The organism is Pandoraea captiosa (genome assembly GCF_902459775.1).
GTDB classification, from domain to species: domain Bacteria; phylum Pseudomonadota; class Gammaproteobacteria; order Burkholderiales; family Burkholderiaceae; genus Pandoraea; species Pandoraea captiosa.
This window is the reverse complement of sequence record NZ_CABPSQ010000015.1, coordinates 25,691-41,742: the sequence shown is the minus strand read 5'-3', so window position 1 is coordinate 41,742 and position 16,052 is coordinate 25,691. Positions and strand designations below refer to the sequence as shown.

12 protein-coding genes and 1 pseudogene are annotated in these 16,052 nt (G+C 64.7%); 8 read left to right on the top strand and 5 right to left on the bottom strand.

Annotation, left to right across the window (positions count from 1 at the left end; translation table 11 throughout):
• Nucleotides 1–154: 154 nt before the first annotated feature.
• A complete protein-coding gene (gene recG / locus PCA31118_RS24295; protein WP_150627539.1) occupies nucleotides 155–2,494 on the bottom strand; it encodes an ATP-dependent DNA helicase RecG in 2,340 nt (779 codons plus the stop codon).
• A 79-nt stretch (nucleotides 2,495–2,573) separates the two neighbouring features.
• Between recG and queA the strand changes: the two genes are divergently transcribed.
• From queA to secF, 5 genes are all read left to right on the top strand, one after another.
• On the top strand, nucleotides 2,574–3,656 hold the full coding sequence (gene queA / locus PCA31118_RS24290) for a tRNA preQ1(34) S-adenosylmethionine ribosyltransferase-isomerase QueA (RefSeq protein ID WP_150627538.1): 1,083 nt from the start codon (nucleotides 2,574–2,576) through the stop codon (nucleotides 3,654–3,656).
• Between the two features lie 166 nt (nucleotides 3,657–3,822).
• On the top strand, nucleotides 3,823–4,953 hold the full coding sequence (tgt, locus tag PCA31118_RS24285) for a tRNA guanosine(34) transglycosylase Tgt (RefSeq protein WP_044454325.1): 1,131 nt from the start codon (nucleotides 3,823–3,825) through the stop codon (nucleotides 4,951–4,953).
• A gap of 234 nt (nucleotides 4,954–5,187) precedes the next feature.
• Complete coding sequence (gene yajC / locus PCA31118_RS24280) at nucleotides 5,188–5,454, top strand: preprotein translocase subunit YajC (RefSeq protein WP_237165309.1); 267 nt, start codon at nucleotides 5,188–5,190, stop codon at nucleotides 5,452–5,454.
• Nucleotides 5,455–5,589: 135 nt separating this feature from the next.
• On the top strand, nucleotides 5,590–7,482 hold the full coding sequence (gene secD / locus PCA31118_RS24275; protein WP_150627537.1) for a protein translocase subunit SecD: 1,893 nt from the start codon (nucleotides 5,590–5,592) through the stop codon (nucleotides 7,480–7,482).
• A gap of 24 nt (nucleotides 7,483–7,506) precedes the next feature.
• Complete coding sequence (secF, locus tag PCA31118_RS24270) at nucleotides 7,507–8,484, top strand: protein translocase subunit SecF (protein WP_044454320.1); 978 nt, start codon at nucleotides 7,507–7,509, stop codon at nucleotides 8,482–8,484.
• 122 nt (nucleotides 8,485–8,606) lie between these two features.
• On the opposite strand, the gene PCA31118_RS24265 is transcribed toward secF, so the two are convergent.
• Nucleotides 8,607–10,934, bottom strand: coding sequence for an LTA synthase family protein (locus PCA31118_RS24265; RefSeq protein ID WP_174990591.1), 2,328 nt, complete (start codon nucleotides 10,932–10,934; stop codon nucleotides 8,607–8,609).
• Between the two features lie 170 nt (nucleotides 10,935–11,104).
• Between PCA31118_RS24265 and PCA31118_RS24260 the strand changes: the two genes are divergently transcribed.
• Nucleotides 11,105–11,809 carry a cytochrome b/b6 domain-containing protein gene (locus PCA31118_RS24260; protein WP_150627535.1) on the top strand — a complete coding sequence of 235 codons (705 nt, stop codon included), beginning with the start codon at nucleotides 11,105–11,107 and terminating at the stop codon, nucleotides 11,807–11,809.
• Between the two features lie 83 nt (nucleotides 11,810–11,892).
• Here the strand turns inward: PCA31118_RS24260 and PCA31118_RS24255 are convergent, their stop codons facing one another.
• Nucleotides 11,893–12,342, bottom strand: a complete 450-nt coding sequence (locus PCA31118_RS24255; RefSeq protein WP_150627534.1) for a c-type cytochrome — start codon at nucleotides 12,340–12,342, stop codon at nucleotides 11,893–11,895.
• Between the two features lie 288 nt (nucleotides 12,343–12,630).
• Nucleotides 12,631–14,004: an adenylosuccinate lyase gene (gene purB / locus PCA31118_RS24250; protein ID WP_150627533.1), complete on the bottom strand. Its 1,374-nt coding sequence runs from the start codon at nucleotides 14,002–14,004 to the stop codon at nucleotides 12,631–12,633.
• A 140-nt stretch (nucleotides 14,005–14,144) separates the two neighbouring features.
• On the opposite strand from purB, the pseudogene PCA31118_RS24245 reads away from it, so the two are divergent.
• A pseudogene (locus PCA31118_RS24245) lies at nucleotides 14,145–14,747 on the top strand (glutathione S-transferase family protein); the annotation flags it as partial.
• 127 nt (nucleotides 14,748–14,874) lie between these two features.
• Here the strand turns inward: PCA31118_RS24245 and PCA31118_RS24240 are convergent.
• Nucleotides 14,875–15,546 (bottom strand): lytic transglycosylase domain-containing protein, encoded by a 672-nt coding sequence (locus PCA31118_RS24240; RefSeq protein WP_246190419.1) that lies wholly within the window; start codon nucleotides 15,544–15,546, stop codon nucleotides 14,875–14,877.
• 118 nt (nucleotides 15,547–15,664) lie between these two features.
• On the opposite strand from PCA31118_RS24240, the gene PCA31118_RS27440 reads away from it, so the two are divergent.
• Nucleotides 15,665–15,856, top strand: coding sequence for a hypothetical protein (locus PCA31118_RS27440; RefSeq protein ID WP_246190418.1), 192 nt, complete (start codon nucleotides 15,665–15,667; stop codon nucleotides 15,854–15,856).
• Nucleotides 15,857–16,052: the final 196 nt, after the last annotated feature.

Below are 16,052 nucleotides of genomic sequence, written 5' to 3'. Positions count from 1 at the left end.
ATTTTGTTTTTTATAGCACAATCGGACGGCAAATGCCCGTTTTAGGACGACGCCCTTGCCGTCATCCTGCCCTCATCTTGCCGTCATCTACCCGCCCCACCGCCACCGGCGCGGCGCGGATCGTGCATAGGGTGACGCGCGCACGCGATGCCCGTCAGGCCTTCAAATAGTCTTCGCGCGCGCCGAGCCAACGCTCCAGATGCGCGGCCACTGCGCCCGGATGCGACTTCAGCAGCGCCTCGGCGGCCTCCTGCGCGCCCGGAATCATCCAGGCGTCCTCGTTCAGATCGACGAAGCGCAGCATCGCCGCACCGGACTGGCGCGCCCCGAGAAACTCGCCCGGACCGCGAATTTCCAGGTCCCGCCGCGCGATGACGAAGCCGTCGGTGGTCTCACGCATCGTTTGCAAGCGCGCCTTGGCGCCCATGGACAGCGGCGAGGCATACATCAGCAAGCACACGGACTCCGCCGAGCCACGACCGACGCGACCACGCAACTGATGCAACTGGGCGAGGCCGAAGCGCTCGGCATGTTCGATCACCATGAGAGACGCATTCGGGACATCCACGCCGACTTCGATCACCGTCGTGGCCACGAGCAGATGCGTGTCGCCTCGCGTGAAGTCATCCATCACAGCCGCCTTCTCGGCAGGCGACAGGCGCCCATGCACGAGGCCGACGCGCAACTCCGGCAGCGCCGCAACCAGTTGCGCGTGGGTGTCCACGGCCGTTTGCAATTGCAGCGCTTCGCTCTCTTCGATCAGCGGACACACCCAGTACACCTGACGTCCGGCAAGCGCCGCCGCGCGCACCCGGTCGATCACCTCCGGGCGACGCGTGTCGCTGATGAGCTTCGTCACGACGGGACTGCGTCCGGGCGGTAATTCGTCGATGACGGAGACGTCGAGGTCGGCGTAGTACGTCATGGCGAGCGTGCGCGGGATCGGCGTGGCGCTCATCATCAGTTGGTGCGGCATGGCGTTCGGGCCCATGCCGGCCGTTTGCATCTTGCTGCGCAGCGCGAGCCGCTGCGCCACGCCGAAGCGATGCTGTTCGTCCACCACCGCCATGCCCAGGCGAGCGAACGTGACCGTGTCCTGAATGATGGCGTGTGTGCCAATGACCAGTTGCGCTTCGCCGCTGGCCACGCGCGCCAGCGCTTCGCGCTTTTCCTTCGCTTTCATGCTGCCCGCGAGCCACGCGACCTCGACACCCAGCGGCGTGAGCCACGCCGACAGTTTGCGCAGGTGCTGCTCCGCGAGGATTTCCGTGGGCGCCATGATGGCCGCCTGGAATCCCGCATCGATGGCTTGTGCCGCCGCCAGCGCCGCGATGATCGTCTTACCGCTGCCGACGTCGCCTTGCAGCAGACGCTGCATGGGATGCGCCTCGGCCAGATCGGCACGAATCTCGGCCCACACGCGCTGCTGCGCCCCCGTCAGGCGAAACGGCAGCGCCGCTTCGAAGCGTTCGAGCAAACCGCCCGGCACGCGCTCGCCAAGGGCAGGGGCACGCAGACGCCGACGCGCCGCCTGTGCCCGCTTGAGCGAGAGCTGCTGGGCAAGCAATTCCTCGCATTTGATACGTAGCCACGCCGGGTGCGAGCGCTCCATGAGCGCCGTCTCGGAGACGTTCGGCGGCGGCGCATGAAGCAGACGCACGGCATCGGCCAGCGCCGGGAGCGGATGATCGGGCCCTATGGCGTCTTGCAGCAATCCGGGCGGCAGCAATTCGGGCAGCGGCGTGCGATCCATCGCGTTGTGGATCGCCTTGCGCAGGTACGCCTGCGATAGCCCCGCCGCACTCGGATACACCGGCGTGAGCGACTCCGGCAGCGGCGCGGCGGCGTCCTGCACCACGCGATACGCGGGGTGCACCATCTCCAGTCCGAAGAACCCGCCGCGCACTTCGCCGCGCACGCGGACGCGTGTGCCGATGGCGAGCTGCTTTTGCTGACTGCCGTAAAAATTCAGAAAACGCAGCACCAATTCGTGCCCGTCGTCGGCGATGCGTACCACCCACTGGCGTCTTGGACGATACGCCACGTCGCTCGATGTCACCACGCCCTCGACCTGTGCGAGCTCGCTGGGCAACACTTCGCCGATCTTGCGCAGCGTGGTTTCGTCCTCGTAGCGCATCGGCAGGTGCAGGATCAGGTCGATGTCGCGCTTGAGCCCGAGCTTGGCGAGTTTGTCTGCACTGCCGGCGGCTTTTTTCGCAGCAGGCTTGGCGGTCTTCTTGTCCTTCGCGTCCTTCGCATCCTTTGCTGGCTTTTTACCTTTGGGCGATTTCGGCGTGACATCGACGGCGTCTGTCCCCGCGCCTGTGCTCGCGTCAGCGCCCGCCGCCCGGGCGTCGCGCTTCATGCCGCGTCTGGCGGATGTCGATGCCGGAGGCTCGGCGACCTGAGCCTGCGGGCTTGCGGCGTCGGCAAGATCCACGAGGTCGGCGGAGGCGTCGTCAGGCACGATGGCGGGCATTCTGCGTTCGGTCATGCAGTCGCTGAGTCGGGGGCTTGGGGAGCGTTTGGACGAACCCAAGTAAAATGTCGGTTGCTACGCATTGTAAACGCTGATGTATACCCTTTCCGATTTCGATTTCGACCTGCCGCCCGAACTGATCGCGCAGACCGCGCTCGCGCAGCGCACCGCCAGTCGCCTGCTGGAGGTCGACGGCAGCGTCACGCCGCCGCACCTGTACGATCGGCACTTCGCCGATCTGCCCGGTCTGCTCGCCCCGGGCGACCTGCTCGTGTTCAACGACACGCGCGTCATCAAGGCACGCCTGTTCGGTCAGAAAGCGAGCGGGGGCAAGATCGAAGTGCTCGTCGAGCGGGTGGTAGACACCCGCACGGCGCTGGCCCAGATCCGTGCAAGCAAGAGCCCGGCGCCCGGCACGGTGCTGCGTCTGGCGGATGCCTTCGAAGTGACGGTCGGCGAGCGCGTCGAGCCGTTCTACACGCTGCACTTTCCCGAAGACTGTTACACCCTGCTGGAAAAATACGGTCGCCTGCCGCTGCCGCCTTACATCGAGCACGATGCCGACGCCGCCGACGAAACGCGCTATCAGACCGTCTACGCCCGCAACCCGGGCGCCGTGGCCGCACCGACGGCCGGTCTGCACTTCGACGATGGCCTCTTCGCCCGTCTGGACGCCCTCGGGGTCCAACGCGCCACGCTCACGCTGCACGTCGGCGCAGGCACGTTCCAGCCGGTGCGGGTGGACAACATCGGCGAGCACAAGATGCACTCGGAATGGTATGAGATCACGCCGGCGCTCGTGGATGCCGTTGCCGCCACGCGCGCACGCGGGGGCCGCGTGATCGCGGTGGGCACGACGTCGATGCGCGCGCTGGAGTCCGGTGCCCAGGCCGTGCTGGCCGCCGGCGGCGCCCCCGGCACGCTGCGCGCGGGCAGCGCCGAGACGGACATCTTCATCACGCCGGGCTACCGCTTCCAGGTGGTGGACCGCCTGATCACCAATTTCCACTTGCCCAAATCGACGTTGCTCATGCTCGTCTCCGCATTCTCGGGCATGGAGACGATCCGAGCCGCGTACCGCCATGCCATCGAACAGCGCTACCGCTTCTTCAGCTACGGCGACGCGATGATCCTCTCGCGCGTCGAAATGCAGGACGCGCCGAAAGCGGCCGCGTGAGCCCACACGGCCGCGCCCTCAAGGCACCGAGGCGCCGCGGCCTTGAATCTGCGGCCGTGCAACCAAGTACAATACCGCCTTGGCCGCGCATGGGGCGCTGGCCACTTTAATGACGTCCCGCGCGGGCGCCGGCTTGTGTTGCCGGTGGTGCCGGGGCGCACGACACATGCTCAAGTTCGAACTCATCACCACCGACGGGCAAGCCCGCCGGGGGCGCGTCACGCTCAACCATGGCGTGGTCGAGACGCCCATCTTCATGCCCGTGGGCACTTACGGCTCGGTCAAGGCGATGTCGCCAGCCGAACTGGTCGAAAACAACGCCCAGATCATTCTCGGCAACACCTTCCACCTGTGGCTGCGCCCCGGGCTGGAGACGATCGCCGCGCACGGCGGCCTGCACCGCTTCATGGGCTGGGACCGCCCGATTCTCACGGATTCCGGCGGTTTTCAGGTGTTCAGCCTCGGCGATCTGCGCAAGATCAGCGAGGAAGGTGTGAAATTCGCGTCGCCCGTCAATGGCGACCGACTGTTTCTGTCGCCCGAAATCTCGATGCAGATCCAGCGCGTGCTCAACTCGGACATCGTCATGCAGTTCGACGAATGCACGCCGTACGAGATCGACGGTCGTCCTGCCACGGAAGTGGAAGCGGGTCAGTCCATGCGCATGTCGCTGCGCTGGGCCAAGCGCTCCATCGACGAATTCAATCGGCTGGAAAACCCGAACGCCCTGTTCGGCATCGTCCAGGGCGGCATGTACGAGCATTTGCGCGACGAATCGCTTGCCGGTCTCTCGGAACTGGATTTCCACGGTTACGCCATTGGCGGGCTGTCGGTCGGCGAGCCGAAGGAAGACATGATGCGCGTGCTGGAGCACGTGGCGCCGCGTCTGCCGGCGAACAAGCCCCACTACCTCATGGGCGTGGGCACGCCCGAAGACCTGGTGGCCGGGGTGGCCGCCGGCGTCGACATGTTCGACTGCGTGATGCCGACCCGCAACGCGCGTAACGGCTGGCTCTTCACGCGCTTCGGCGATCTGAAGATTCGCAATGCGTCGCACAAGAGCGATACCCGGCCGCTGGACGAAACTTGCGGCTGTTACACCTGTCGAAACTTCTCGCGCGCCTATCTGCACCACTTGCAGCGAGCCGGGGAGATTCTGGGTGCGCGGCTCAACACCATTCATAACCTGCATTACTATCTCACGCTGATGCAGGAAATCCGGGATGCCATCGAAGCGCACCAGTTCGACGCGTTCGTCGCCAGGTTCAAGGCCGATCGCGCGCGCGGCGTGCAGTGATGTGGCCGGGGCCCGAAGGCGGTTGAATCGGGCACCGAATCCCCCGGGAACGGGGTCGGGCAGTGGTAAAATGCCGGGCTTGGATGCTGCATCCTCGCACCGAAACACACGCCGCGCGTGTCCGGACGACCGGCACACGCGGCTTTTACACGTCTTACATAAGGAGAACCGAACGTGCTGATTTCCGAAGCCTTCGCTCAGACGGCAGGCGCCGCCAGCCCGACCAGCAACCTGATGAGCTTCCTGCCGCTCGTGCTGATGTTCGTGGTGCTGTACTTCATCATGATCCGTCCGCAGATGAAGCGTCAGAAAGAGACCCGCAACATGCTGGCCGCACTGACCAAGGGCGACGAAGTCGTGACCTCGGGCGGTCTGGCTGGCCGTATCTCGAAGGTCGGCGAGACCTTCGTGACCGTTGAAATCGCCGAAAACGTCGAAATCAACGTGCAGAAGGGCGCAATCACCACGTTGCTGCCGAAGGGCACCATCAAGGCGCTCTGATCCTTCGCACAACCGCATGCGGCCGCCCTTACCGGCGGCCGCAGTGCATGGCGACGCCGGTCCACACGAACCGCGTCGCCGTGCAAGACGGTCTGAAGCACGGTTTGCCACGAGGCATCACCCTAGCCCGCCGCTATGAATCGCTATCCTCTCTGGAAATACATCGTCATTCTGGTGGCTCTCGCCATCGGGGTGCTCTACACGCTGCCGAACCTGTTCGGTGAAACGCCGGCGGTACAGATTTCCAGCGTCAAGGCGACCGTCAAGGTCGATCCCTCGACGCTTTCGCGCGCAGAAGACGCGCTCAAGGCACAGAACATCGCCTACAACGGTGCGGTGTTCGACAGCACGGGCAACAACCCGAGCGTGCGTATCCGCTTTGCCGATACCGACACGCAGTTGCGCGCCAAGGACCTTCTCCAGACGGCACTGAACACCGACGCGACCGATCCGACCTACGTCGTCGCGCTCAACCTGCTCTCCGCCTCGCCGGGCTGGCTCACCTCGATTCACGCGCTGCCGATGTATCTCGGCCTCGACCTGCGTGGCGGTGTGCACTTCCTGCTGCAAGTCGACATGGCAGGCGCCATCACGAAGCGGCTGGATGCGGCGGCTGCCGATGCCCGTACGTTGCTGCGCGACAAGAACATCCGCCACAACGGCGTGACGCGCACGGACAACGGCATCGAGGCGGCCTTCAGTTCGCAGGCGGACGCCGAACGCGCACGTGGCGCACTCACCGACGGTCTGCCCGACCTCTCCTACACCACCCAGGCCGGCCCGAACGGGACGTTCAAGGTCGTGGGCGCCTTCACGGAAGCGGCTCGCCGCTCGGTGCAGGACAACGCCGTCAAGCAGAACATCGTCACGCTGCATAACCGGGTAAACGAACTCGGCGTGGCCGAGCCGGTGATTCAGCAGGAAGGTCCGGACCGTATCGTGGTGCAATTGCCGGGCGTGCAGGACACCGCCAAGGCCAAGGACATCATCGGCCGTACCGCAACGCTTGAAGCACGTCTTGCCGATCCGGACGCACCGCGCGTCATCTCGGCGGACACGCCGGTGCCGCCGCAGGACGAACTGTTCCTGCACGGCAATGGCGCACCCGTCATGCTCAAGCGCCAGGTGATCTTCAGCGGCGACCGCATCACCAGCGCGTCGGCAGGCTTCGACGATCACCAGCAACCCTCGGTCAACATCAAGCTCGACGCGGCCGGCGGCCGTGTACTGCGCGATGTCTCGCGCGACAACATCGGCAAGCCGATGGCGATCGTGCTGTTCGAAAAGGGCAAGGGCGAGGTGCTGACGGTCGCAAACATCCGCAGCGAACTGGGTCAGAGCTTCCAGATCACCGGCATGGGCTCGGCACAGAATGCGAACGATCTGGCGCTGCTGCTGCGCGCCGGTTCGCTCGCCGCGCCGATGGAAATCATCGAAGAACGTACGATCGGCCCGAGCCTCGGTGCCGATAACGTGCAAAAGGGCGTGGACTCGGTGCTGTACGGCCTGATCGCCATCGCCGTGTTCATGATGATGTACTACATGCTGTTCGGCGTGTTTTCGGTCATCGCGCTGCTGTTCAACCTGCTGCTGCTCGTGGCCGTCCTGTCGATGATGCAGGCCACGCTCACGCTGCCGGGTATTGCCGCTATCGCGCTCACGCTCGGTATGGCCATCGACGCGAACGTGCTGATCAACGAACGTATCCGCGAAGAGCTGCGTTCCGGCGCATCGGCGCAAAAGGCGATCTCGCTGGGCTTCGAACATGCCTGGGCGACGATTCTCGATTCGAACGTGACCACGCTCATCGCCGGTCTGGCGCTGCTGGCGTTCGGTTCGGGCCCGGTGCGTGCGTTCGCCGTGGTTCACTGCCTGGGTATCCTGACCTCGATGTTCTCCGCCGTGTTCTTCTCGCGCGGTCTGGTCAACCTGTGGTACGGCGGCCGTCGCAAGCTCAAATCGCTGGCGATCGGTCAGGTCTGGCGCCCGGACGGTGCGACGAGCGCACCGGACGCAGGCGAGCAATAACCGCAGGCGCGAGAGGAAACAGTCATGGAATTTTTCCGTATCAAGAAAGACGTGCCGTTCATGCGGCACGCCCTGATCTTCAACGTTATTTCGGCGCTCACGTTCGTGGCGGCGGTGTTCTTCCTGCTCACGCGGGGCCTGCACCTGTCGATCGAGTTCACCGGCGGTACGGTCATGGAAGTGGCCTACTCACAGGCGGCCGATCTCGAGAAGATCCGGGGTGAAGTCGGCAAGCTGGGGTATCGCGACGTTCAGGTGCAGAGCTTCGGCACGTCGCGCGACGTCATGATCCGTCTGCCGATTCAGAACGGTCCGGACGGCAAGCAGGTCACGAGCGCACAGCAGAGCGATGCCGTGATGACCGCGCTCAAGGCCGACGCACCCGACGTTTCGCTGCGTCGCGTGGAATTCGTCGGCCCGCAGATCGGGCACGAGTTGTTCACCGACGGGTTGCTGGCGCTCACCTTCGTGGTCGTGGGCATCATCATCTACCTGTCGTTCCGCTTCGAGTGGAAATTCGCCGTGGCCGGCGTGATCGCCAACCTGCACGACGTGGTGATCATTCTGGGCTTCTTTGCCTACTTCCAGTGGGAGTTCTCGCTGGCGGTGCTCGCAGGTGTGCTGGCGGTGCTGGGCTACTCGGTGAACGAATCGGTCGTTATCTTCGACCGGATTCGCGAGACGTTCCGCAAGATGCGCAAGGCGACGGTGCAGGAAGTCATCGACCATGCCATTACGACGACCATGTCCCGTACCATCATCACGCACGCCAGTACGGAAATGATGGTGCTGTCGATGTTCTTCTTCGGCGGCCAGACACTGCATTACTTCGCGCTCGCCCTGACCGTGGGTATTCTGTTCGGTATCTACTCGTCGGTGTTCGTGGCTGCCGCGCTTGCGATGTGGTTCGGCGTGAAGCGCGAGGACCTCATCAAGCACAGCAACAAGGACGAAGAGGAAGGTGTCGATCGCAACGACCCCAACTTCGGCGCGCGCGTTTGACCGCCACTGATCGTCGCTGATTGCAGCTGATCGCGCTTGATCGATTCGCTGCGAGCCCTGAAAAACCGCCGGCAAGTCCGGCGGTTTTTTTCGCCCTGGCGGACCTATCGGACCTATCGGACCTATCGGTCCGGTCGTTGCAGGGATTGCCGTGCGGAACCCTCCGTCACCGGCATCGGCGGCGGCATCGGCATCATTGGCGTTTGAAGGCGTTGCATCTCACTGAACCAGTCCGCGAGCGCGAGCGAGGCGTTCGCGTGTGCCGCTTGCCGTCTGAGCCATTCGGGATCGCCCTGCGGCGCGTGCGTGTACGTCACGCCGCTGCGCAGATCCTGTGCACCCGCCGTCGAGAACAGGTAGCGTTGCTGCGCGACAGCGTATCGCCGCACTGCGGGCACGTCGCCGAACATCGGTTCGCCGAATCCTACGTACGGGATGTCCGAGAGCGCGAGGCGATACAGCGTCGGGAAGATATCGCGATGCCCGACAAAGTCGTCGAGCCGCGGGCGGTCTGTGGGTGCATAGGCGGACGGTACGCGCAGATAGATCGGCACGTGGTATTGCTCGAACGGCGATAGCGTCGCATTGTCGTCATTGCGCCACTGAGGCGCCTGATGATCGCCGGTCGCCGCCAGAATCGTGCGCGAACTCATGGGGGAATACTTGAGGCGATCGATGAAGTCCCCCAGCGAATCCATCGCATACCGATAAGCCCGCATGCCGCGCTGGCGGGCTTCGCGGGCCACTTCGTCAGCGGGAGACGCACGCCAGCCTTTCGTCAGATCGAACGGCCCGGTCGCGGCGTCGTCAGGCACGCGATACGGCCAGCGATTGCTCGTCGTCAACGCGAAGACAAACAGGGGCTGGCCCTGCGCATCGGCGTCTTCGAGCATGTCGTGAACATAGCGCCAGAGGTAACCGTCGTACACGCCATAGCCGCCTGCGTCGGCGTGAGGATATCGGGCGACGATGTCGGCCTGCGTCGCGACGTCGTCGAAACCCTGCCGACGCACGATCCGGTCGATGTTGTGCCATGTCCGAGCGCCGCCATACACGAACACGGTTCGATATCCACGCTGCCTGAATGGCAGGGCGACGGACGATTTGAAGACCACCGGCGACGTGGCGTCCGTGAGCAGCAAGTCCTCACTGCCGCTATCGATCAGCAATTGCTCCAAGGTGCCGAACGTGTCGGCACGTGCTGCAACGGCATGGCGAAACCACCATCCGGCTTCCAGATGCCTGCGCATCGCACCTGCGACGGGAAAGCCGTCGGCGTCGAGCGACAACCCGTACCCGCCCCAGCCTTCGAGCAGCCCGAAAACCACATGCGGTGGATGCGCCGCAAGCACGTCGTTGACGGGCGTGCGATGCCACGGTGCGCGCAGCAGCGTCGCCGTGGCATTGGTGGCCGTCGGTGCGCCTTCGGCCGGCGCCTTGGTGACGTTCGTGCTGTCCGAGGCGTCCGAAGCGTCCGTGACGTGGACGCCTTCAGAGGCGTTGACCTCCCCGCTGTGCGCCACGTCCAGCGCCTTTGCCAGCGCGGCGGTGTCAGCGAAGCCATGAGATCGCAACGCAATGTCAGCGGCACGTTCGGGCGGGACAAACGCCCCGCCCGCTTCCCGGTATTGCTTGAAGGCGAGGACGAGTCGCACGGGCGTGTTGACGAGATGATCGTCGAGCACGGCCGCGCGAGCGACGCTGATGCCCGAATCGTCCATGAGACGGGCCGCCGGGCGCCCCCAGCCGAGCACCAGCACCGTCGAGACGGTGAGCACCTGCACGAGCGCGTCGCGCCACGTCGCCTCGCGCTCGGGGACCATCGCAAACCGGAACGTACACCACGCCTGCGCCGCGCCGAGACACCCGGCGCTGGCCAGCGCCATGACCAGGGACGTGAGATGTTTCACCTCCTGCGGCGCGACATCCATCGACGCGTCCCTCCCGAAGCCATGCAGGAACGCCCCGACGCCCCCCGGCTGGCTGAAGAGTTGCGGACCGAACGGCGCCCCGAAGTCGCGCATGTAGAAGTGCTCTGCGAGCGCCAGCCCGTCCATCATGACGAACCACGCGATCACCCCCGCCGAGAAGACGGTGCGTGCCATCGGATATGGTGCAAATCTTGCGCGAATGACGGCGAGCGGCAGTAGCCACACAGCCATTCCCCAACTGGCAAGCAACATGTCGTAACGCAGGCCGTACCAGAGCCAATGCATCCATTCGCGCCCGCTCGTTTGCGCCCATACCGCCTGAAGGTGGATTGCGTCCGGAGCATGCAGAGGGGGCGGGAGGGGCGGCGCGAGCGTCGCCACGCCCAACAAGCGAAGCAGCAGGTTGCCCGCCCACGTGGTCAGCAAGAGCATGGCGCCCAGACGCAGCAAACAAGGCACGCGGTGCGAGGTGGTGTGAACGTGTGCCGTTGTCGGGCTGTCGGCGGGCAGAGGGTTCATATGGGCAGGCACACGCGGGGCAGGCATCAGGGATGTCAGCCAGCCTGCCAGCGAACGCGCCGCGCCAGGCCTGGGCAAGCGCCCATCCTGCGCGAGCCCCACGCGAACGTGCAGACGCCATGGGCTTGCGGTAATCTCGCGGGATTCGCCATTTACGACATTTCACGCCAATGAAGCCGATCCGCATCTGGGACTTGCCCACCCGTTTGTTCCACTGGTCCTTCGTCGTGCTCGCCGTCGCCGCATATGTGAGCGCCAAGACCGGCGGCAACGCCATGGTCTACCACTTCTGGTGCGGCTACGCGGTCCTCGCCTTGCTGATCTTCCGCCTCATCTGGGGCCTCGCCGGCCCTCGCTACGCGCGCTTCTCGGCGTTCGTGACCGGCCCGCGTACGCTCTTGCGCTCACTACGCGGCAACGCAGATGGTGGCGACGCGCCTGACACCGCGGCCCGCTTCGCCGGACACACGCCGCTGGGCGGACTTTCGGTCATCGCCATGCTGCTGTTCTTCGGCATTCAGGTCGGGCTTGGGCTGTTCTCGAACGACGACATTTTCAACGACGGACCGCTCGTGAAGTTCATCGACAAGGACACGAGCGACATGCTCACCGGCTGGCACCTGCGCAATCAATGGGTGCTGGTGGCGCTCGTGGCGCTGCACGTGCTGGCGATCGTGTACTACCGTGTCGTGCGCAAGAAGGATCTGATCCGGCCGATGATTCTGGGCGACAAGACGCTGGCCGCGCCCGTGCGCCCGGCACGCGACGACTGGCGTGTGCGAATCGGGGCTTTGGTGCTGATCGTGCTCGCGTCGGCGCTGGTGTACCGGCTGGTGAATCTGACGCCTGCGGTCGCATCGCTGCCCTCGTATTGACGAAGGCGTTCGCCCGATAATGAAAAAGCCGGTCGCATGAAAACGACCGGCTTTTTCCTGGTGTGCGCTGCCGCGACGGCAGCTTACTTCGCGCGGAAGTTGTCGTGGCAGCTCTTGCAGGTCTGCGCGGCTTCACCGAACGCGGTCTTGATCGACGCGAGGTCGCCGCCCTTGGCCACGGTGTTGAGCTTGGCGACGGCCGTTTCCATCTTGTCGGCGGCTTCCTTGAACTTCGCCTTGTCCGAGAAAACTTCCGGTTTCGCCTTGCTCTTGCCGTTCGTCTGACCGCCTTCGAAGGCAGGCCACGGCAGCTTGGAGAGCGTGGCGACGAGTTCGGCGTTGCGTGCGACGTCGTCCTTGTTGAACGGCGCATCGCCCTTGACCACCGCCCCGATGCGGCCGAAGTGATTACCCAGCAGGAAAAGTGCGGACTGACGGTATTCGACGGCGTCGTCGGCCTTGGCGAACTGGGCTTGCGCCAGGGCGGGCGCGAAGGCGGCGGCGAGTGCGGCAACTGCGAGAGTGAGCTTCATCTGTGGGGTTCTCCTTATGGTTTGTGCGGCTATGATACACACCAAGTTGCGTATCGGTATGACAGTATCGGTCCCCGGTTCAGCGCAAATTCGCACATCGATATGTTCCGAACCGGAGTCGCCCATACGGCCCGCAAAAGCCGACAAAGCCCTCACAAAAGCCGACGAACCATGCAAAACGGGCCGCAGATGCGGCCCGTCCCGGTGACACGGATCACAGGGGATGAGTGCATAGGGCGTGAGTCGTTGCTCTCCTCGCCCTAATCGCTCACACCCTCGTCAGCACTCTCAAACGCGCTTGGCGAGCGATTCGGCGATACCGACATAGTTCGCCGGCGTCATTTCCAGCAGACGCGCCTTGGCATCTTCCGGAATCGCGAGTTGCTTGATGAACGTTTGCAGCGCTTCGCGGGTAATGCCCTTGCCGCGCGTGAGTTCCTTGAGCTGTTCGTACGGATTCGGCACACCGAAGCGACGCATGACCGTCTGCACCGGCTCGGCCAGCACTTCCCACGTGTTGTCGAGGTCTTCGTCCAGACGCTGCGGGTTCACTTCCAGCTTGCCCAGACCGCGCAGGCACGAGTCGTAGGCGAGCAGGCTGTAGCCGAACGCCACGCCGATGTTGCGCAGCACGGTGGAGTCCGTCAGGTCGCGCTGCCAGCGCGAGACCGGCAGCTTGTCGGCCAGGTGACGCAGCACGGCGTTGGCCAGCCCCAGGTTGCCTTCCGAGTTCTCGAAATCGATCGGGTTGACCTTGTGCGGCATGGTCGACGAACCGATTTCGCCAGCTTTCGTCTTCTGCTTGAAATAGCCGACCGAGATGTAACCCCAGATGTCGCGGTTCAGGTCCAGCAGGATCGTGTTGGCACGCGCCAAGGCGTCGAACAGCTCGGCCATGTAGTCGTGCGGTTCGATCTGAATGGTGTAGGGGTTGAACGTCAGGCCCAGACGCTGCTCGATGACGGACTTCGAGAACGTCTCCCAATCGTATTCCGGGTAAGCGGACAGGTGCGCGTTGTAGTTGCCGACGGCGCCGTTCATCTTGGCGAGCAGCTCGACGCGGCGAATGCGCTCCAGCGCACGAGCCAGACGCACTGCCACGTTGGCAATTTCCTTGCCGAGCGTGGTCGGCGAGGCCGGTTGGCCGTGCGTGCGCGAGAGCATCGGCTGGGCGGCGTGTTCACGCGCCAGCTCGCTCAGCTTGGTCACGAGCGATTCGAGCGCCGGCACGATCACTTCGTCGCGTGCGCCCTTGAGCATCATGCCGTGCGACGTATTGTTGATGTCTTCCGACGTGCAGGCGAAGTGAATGAATTCGCTCGCCTTTTCGAGTTCGGCCTGACCCTGCACCTTCTCCTTGAGCCAGTACTCCACGGCCTTCACGTCGTGATTGGTGACTTTCTCGATGTCCTTGATGCGCTGGGCGTCGGCGTTCGAGAAGTTGGCGGCCAGATTGAGCAGGAATGTCTCCGCCGCGCTCGAGAACGGGGCGATCTCGGCGAAACCCGCCTTGGACAGGGCGATCAGCCAGTGGATTTCGACCTTCACGCGGTTGCGCATGAATGCCGCTTCGGACAGCCACGGACGCAGAGCGTCGGTCTTGCTGGCATAACGGCCGTCGAGCGGGGAGAGCGCGGTCAATGGGGAGAATTCGTCGGACATGGCACTGGGCACCGAAAAAGAAAACCGGGGGAGCCGGCGATGCGCCAACTCGGAAAGGCCAGTATTTTACCATTCCCCGGCGTCGGCCATCCCGCACGTTATACTCTGTGCCGCGCTACAGCGATTTATCAAGGATTCACATGAAGTTGATCGGTGCCCTCGCCAGTCCCTACGTTCGTAAAGTCCGCATCGTGCTGGCTGAGAAAAAGCTCGACTACAAGCTCGAACTGGAGAACGTCTGGGCCGACGACACGCGCATCCAGGAGTCGAACCCGATCGGCAAAGTGCCCTGTCTGGTCATGGAAGACGGCGAAGCCGTGTTCGATTCCCGGGTCATTTGCGAGTACCTCGATACCCTCTCCCCGGTCGGCAAGCTCATCCCGCCCTCGGGACGCGAGCGTGCGGAAGTGCGCTGCTGGGAAGCGCTGGCCGACGGCGTGACGGACGCGGCCGTGCAAATTCGCGTCGAGCGCATGTATCACGACGAAGCGTCGCGCTCGCAGAAGTTCATCGACCGCCAACTCGGCAAGATTCGCGAAAGCCTGCGGGCGATGGCGCGCGGACTCGACGAGCGTCAATGGTGCGCAAGCAATCGCCTGACGCTGGCCGACGTGGCCGTCGTGTGCTCGCTCGGCTATCTCGATTTCCGTTATCCCGAGATCGACTGGCGCGATGCACATCCCAACCTCGCCCGCCATTTCGAGCGTATGTCCACTCGGCCCTCGGTGGCGGAGACGGCGCCCACGGATGCCGCGCCGGTGGCTCCGGCCTCTCCTATGTCTGCCACGTCTGCTACATCAGCGACACCTGCTACCCCTGCCGGTCCTGCGCTCACCGCACGCTGATTCCCATTCCCCGAACGCGTCACCGCTAGCCGTCGCGCCCGCCCGAACGCGGGCCGACACCGGCCGTGCGCTCCCGCCCCCGCGACGGCATGAGGACCGCGGGCTGGTCGCGTTCGTGAGCGGCGCGCGCTGCACCGGCCGCCGGGCTATGCGTGATGAGCGTGCCAAGCCCCTGTAGCAGGCGCCACGTCCGGGCCGTGTCATCGTCGATCCGCGACGCATCGGACGTCCGCGAGGCAGATGCCTGCCGTGCCGGCGCGACCGGAACCGCTGTTGCCGACGGCACGTCCGACGCCTGAGCGGACGTCGTCACAGCGCCCGTCCCCCCAGCCCCGCGCAGACGTGTGTATCCCGCCAGAACCTTGCGCACGTAGTTGCGCGTCTCGGGGAACGGCGGCACCCGACGTCCGTAGCGCAGCACCGCCCCTTCCCCGGCGTTATATGCCGCGAGCGCGAGACTGACGTCTCCGTCGAATCGCGAAAGCAACCAGCGCAGGTAGGATGCGCCCGCGCGCAGATTCTCCGCCGGATCTTCGAGACGCCGTACGCCGAAACGCTGGCCGGTGCGCGGCAGAATCTGCATCAATCCAATGGCGCCGCGCTCGGACACGGCTTGCGGGTCGTATCCCGACTCCGTGTCGATAATCGCGTGAAGCAATGCCGCGTCGACCGACGTGGCGCGTGCGGCGCGTCGCACCAATGCGTCATAGGGGAGTTCCGTTGGGACGGACGGGGCCGCACGTTCCCGCTCTGCTGAGTCTGCCGGGTCTGCCGGGTCCATCAATGCCGCAGTCGAGACTGGCGGAGCGGATGGCATGGATGGCGCAGACGCGACGGCCGAGACCCGGTCGCTGCCGCCCGAAACCGCGACGACGGTGGGCGCAGGGGACGATCTGGCCGACGTGATCGAAACAGGTGCAGCGACTTCCGGTTCGCGCCACGGGGAGACGAGACGCCGCGCCGCGTCGCGTGGGTCGTTGCCTGAGCGCGCCATGACGCGCCCATGATGACCGGTACCGGTAACGTCCTCCGCGACGCCTGTCGAAGCAGCGGCGGACGGCGAGGACGGGGCGAGCCGAGTGGAAAATGCGGAAGATGCGGAAGATGCGGAAAATGCAGAAGATGCGGAAGATGCGGAAGTCGAGTCAGGCGAGGAAGGCACGACGATGTGCGCATCAGCCACGCGCGGATGATGGGGCAGCA

What these genes read in the sequence shown, in the direction of transcription:
- recG (WP_150627539.1), bottom strand. Translation starts at nt 2,494, where the DNA reads ATGACCGAACGCAGAATGCCCGCCATCGTGCCTGACGACGCCTCCGCC.
- queA (WP_150627538.1), top strand. Translation starts at nt 2,574, where the DNA reads ATGTATACCCTTTCCGATTTCGATTTCGACCTGCCGCCCGAACTGATC.
- tgt (WP_044454325.1), top strand. Translation starts at nt 3,823, where the DNA reads ATGCTCAAGTTCGAACTCATCACCACCGACGGGCAAGCCCGCCGGGGG.
- yajC (WP_237165309.1), top strand. Translation starts at nt 5,188, where the DNA reads ATGAGCTTCCTGCCGCTCGTGCTGATGTTCGTGGTGCTGTACTTCATC.
- secD (WP_150627537.1), top strand. Translation starts at nt 5,590, where the DNA reads ATGAATCGCTATCCTCTCTGGAAATACATCGTCATTCTGGTGGCTCTC.
- secF (WP_044454320.1), top strand. Translation starts at nt 7,507, where the DNA reads ATGGAATTTTTCCGTATCAAGAAAGACGTGCCGTTCATGCGGCACGCC.
- PCA31118_RS24265 (WP_174990591.1), bottom strand. Translation starts at nt 10,934, where the DNA reads ATGAACCCTCTGCCCGCCGACAGCCCGACAACGGCACACGTTCACACC.
- PCA31118_RS24260 (WP_150627535.1), top strand. Translation starts at nt 11,105, where the DNA reads ATGAAGCCGATCCGCATCTGGGACTTGCCCACCCGTTTGTTCCACTGG.
- PCA31118_RS24255 (WP_150627534.1), bottom strand. Translation starts at nt 12,342, where the DNA reads ATGAAGCTCACTCTCGCAGTTGCCGCACTCGCCGCCGCCTTCGCGCCC.
- purB (WP_150627533.1), bottom strand. Translation starts at nt 14,004, where the DNA reads ATGTCCGACGAATTCTCCCCATTGACCGCGCTCTCCCCGCTCGACGGC.
- PCA31118_RS27440 (WP_246190418.1), top strand. Translation starts at nt 15,665, where the DNA reads ATGGATGGCGCAGACGCGACGGCCGAGACCCGGTCGCTGCCGCCCGAA.